Genomic DNA, 2,921 nt, shown 5'->3' with positions numbered 1-2,921 from the left:
CGGCGGCTCGTCGGCTACGTCGTGCCGACCCCCGGCACCACGGCCGACCCCGCCGCCGTGCGCACCGCGCTGGGCGCCGTCCTGCCCGGGTACATGGTCCCGGCTGCGATCGTCGTGCTGGAGCGGCTGCCTTGACCGTCAACGGCAAGCTCGACCGCCGCGCCCTGCCCGAGCCCGACTTCGGCGGGGGCCCCGTCACCGCGGACCGCGAGCCCGCCGACGACGTCGAGCGGACCTGTGCGCCGCGTTCGCCCAGGTCCTCGGTGCTGCCCGGGTCGGCCCGGACGACGACTTCTTCACCCTCGGCGGCGACAGCATCCTCGCCACCCGGGTCGTGCGGGCCGCGCGCGAGGCCGGACTCGACGTCCGCACCTCGCACGTGTTCGCCCACCGGACCCCGGCGGGGATGGCCCGCGTCGCGGGCACGGCACCGCAGACGGTCCGCACCGACACCCGGCTGCTGCGCGACCTGCTCGGGCTCGGCCCGGGACGTCGACCGCGCTCGCGCGCGAGCGGTCGGCGGGGCACGCGCACCCCACCGACGTCTGGCCGATGTCCCGCTGCAGAGGAGGGCTCTACTTCCAGTCCGTCTACGACGCCGCCGAGGGCCACCGGCGGTGACACGGCCGGCAGCGGCGTCTACATCCTGCAGACCTGTGTGTTCACCCTGGACCGCACCCTGGACCGCGAGCGGCTCCGGGACGCGCTGGCCCGGCTGGTCGCGGCCACGCCGCTGCTGCGGGTGGGGTTCACCACCGACGACCGCGGTCGCCCGGTCCAGGTCGTCCGGGGTCACCTCCCCGACCTGCCGGTGCCGGAGCTGTCCGTGGCGTCCGTGGACGGTGCCCGCGAGGCCGCCGAGCAGGAGCGGGCGCGCCCCATCCCGCTCGACGCGCCCGCCGCCGTGCCCTGTTCCGCCTGCTCCTCGTTGCACGCCCGACGGCCGCAGGGACCGGCTGGTGCTCACCAACCACTTCCAGCTGTTCGACGGCGCCTCGGCCATGCGCGTCGTCGACGCCGCCTCCCCCCTGCACGACGGTGGCGAGAGCCCCGCGGCGGCCCGGCTACGACACGTACCTGCGCTGGACCGCCGACCAGGACGAGAAGACCTCGCGCGAGTGTGTGGGGAGCGGCCTACGCCGACCTCGCCGCCCCGACCCTGGTCGCGGGCGAGGAGCAGCGGTCCTTCACCGAACCCTCGGCCCGGATTGGGACCCGGCTCGGGGTCCCGCTGTCCGACCGGGTCCGGGTCGTCGCCGCCGGGCACGGGGTCACCATCAACACCGTCCTGATCGCGGCGCTCGGCGTCGTGCTCGGCCATGCCACCGGCGGCGACGACGTCGTGCTCGGCACGCCGATGGCCGCTCGCACCGGACGAGATCGCCGGGGTGGAGCATGCCGTCGGGCTCTTCCTCAACACCGTCCCCGTCCGGGTCCGGCTCGCCCCCACCGACACCGGCGCCGACGTGCTGCGCCGCCTCGCCGACGAGCGCGCCGACCTCGTCGCGCACGAGTACCTCGGGCTGGGGCAGATCCAGCAGGCCACCGGCCGTCCGCGGCTGTTCGACACCCTGTTCACCCTGCGCAACGCCTGGGACGCGTTCGCCGAGGCCGCGCAGCGGCACGGGATGGCCGACGTCGAGACCCTCGACGACTCCCACTTCCCGCTGTCGTTCGCGGTCAACCCGTTCGACGACATGGAGCTGACCGTCGACACCGTCCGGAGGCGGTCGACACCGATACCGCACGGTCGCTGATGGACCGCTTCGTCGCGGTGCTCGACGCCCTCACCGCCGCGCCGGACGCCCCGCTCGCCGCGGTCGACCTCGGCGTCGCCGTTGACACCGGTGCGACCGCCACCCGGTCCCGGACGCCACGATCGCCGAGCTGCTCGCCGAGCGGGCCGCGACCTGCCCGGACCGCACCGCCCTGGTGGCGGGGGAGTTCCCGTCTGACCTTCGCCGAGCTCGACGCCCGGGTCACCCGCACCGCGCGGGTCCTGCGGCCCGCGGTGCCGGCCCCGAGACCGTCGTGGCGCTGGGTCTGCCGCGCTCGACGGCCAACGTCGTCGCGTTGTTCGCGGTGCTGCGTGCCGGTGCGGCCTACGTGCCGTTGGAGCTGGACCATCCCGACGAGCGGCTCGCGGAGATCCTCGACGCGTCGGGTGCGGCGCTGTGTGGTCACCGATTCCACCGTCGCCGCCCGCTTCGATCCGTCCGTGCCGCAGGTGCGCTGGACGAGGCCGGTTGTCTGACGACGGTGTCCCGGACACGCCGCTGACCGACGAGGAGCTGGGTGCTTTCGCGCCCGGTACCCCGGGCGGCTGGACCACCCTGCGTACGTGATCTTCACGTCGGGGGTCGACGGGGAAACCGAAGGGTGTCGTCACTCCGTTCCGCGGGTGACGAACATGCAGGTCAACCATCGCCGCGAGATCTTCGCCCCGACGATCGAGGCGGCGGGTGGTCGTGTTTTGCGGATCGCGCACACGGTGTCGTTCGCGTTCGACATGTCGTGGGAGGAGCTCCTGTGGCTGGTCGAGGGGCACGAGGTGCACGTGTGTGACGAGCAGCTGCGCCGGGACGCGGAGCGTCTGGTGGCCTACTGCGCCGAGCACGCGGTCGACGTCGTGAACGTGACCCCGACCTATGCCCATCACCTGTTCGCCGCGGGTCTGTTGGACGGTCCGCACGTGCCGCCGTTGGTGCTGCTCGGTGGTGAGGCGGTGCCGGAGTCGGTGTGGTCGCGGTTGCGCGAACACCGAGGGGACGTGGGGCTACAACCTGTACGGGCCGACCGAGTACACGATCAACACCCTCGGCGCGGGCACCATCGACAGCGCCACCTCCACGGTCGGCACCGCCATCACCAACACCGCGGCCCACGTCCTCGACGGCTGGCTGCGGCCGGTGCCCGACGGC

General features: G+C 73.9%; 3 protein-coding genes and 2 pseudogenes. All 5 read left to right on the top strand.

Annotated features, from left to right (window positions below; genetic code table 11):
* Positions 1-103: 103 nt before the first annotated feature.
* A pseudogene (locus tag KPL57_RS73555) lies at positions 104-403 on the top strand (phosphopantetheine-binding protein); the annotation flags it as partial.
* 916 nt (positions 404-1,319) lie between these two features.
* Positions 1,320-1,757 (top strand): condensation domain-containing protein, encoded by a 438-nt coding sequence (locus KPL57_RS62045; RefSeq protein WP_226359092.1) that lies wholly within the window; start codon positions 1,320-1,322, stop codon positions 1,755-1,757.
* 274 nt (positions 1,758-2,031) lie between these two features.
* Complete coding sequence (locus KPL57_RS62040; RefSeq protein WP_374203973.1) at positions 2,032-2,280, top strand: AMP-binding protein; 249 nt, start codon at positions 2,032-2,034, stop codon at positions 2,278-2,280.
* Positions 2,281-2,341: 61 nt separating this feature from the next.
* A pseudogene (locus tag KPL57_RS73550) lies at positions 2,342-2,710 on the top strand (AMP-binding protein); the annotation flags it as partial.
* Between the two features lie 4 nt (positions 2,711-2,714).
* Positions 2,715-2,921, top strand: a 207-nt coding sequence (locus tag KPL57_RS62030; protein ID WP_226359090.1) for a hypothetical protein, incomplete at its 3' end; no start/stop codon positions are given.

The organism is Pseudonocardia sp. ICBG601, from assembly GCF_020496245.1.
This window is presented reverse-complemented; position numbering and strand designations above follow the sequence as displayed.